Here is a 350-nt window from a genome sequence, read left to right on the forward strand (position 1 = left end):
CCAGTACACGACATGCAGTTCATGCTGAAGGTTGTGGTACGGGTTATTCATGTGCAGGCCATGACCTGCCGCTTGCAGCAGATAGTCGGCGTTTGCGCGATCACTAAACAATGAACGTAGAATGGACGGAGCTTCGTATTGCGGTTCGATATCAAACATCAGATTCTTCCTCTTCTTCAGGCAGGTGAACGATGCCGGTGTTCGGCGTCACGTGAAATGCCTTGTCATCAAACAAGGCAATCATCATATAGTCTTTCTGGCACGTGGCCTCAAGGCGCGTGCCAATGTGTTCTTCAGACCAGTCCCCCAGAAACTGGTGGATTGCTTCCAGCTCTTCATCAGTCTGATCC

At 50.6% G+C, this 350-nt stretch carries 1 protein-coding gene; it reads right to left on the bottom strand.

Annotated elements, in window-relative coordinates; genetic code table 11:
• Positions 1–151: 151 nt before the first annotated feature.
• A partial coding sequence (locus tag AC1RPH_RS08065) for a hypothetical protein (protein WP_481762068.1) occupies positions 152–350 on the bottom strand: 199 nt, incomplete at its 5' end.

This window comes from Dellaglioa sp. CoH-57-MRSF-16, assembly GCF_056782055.1.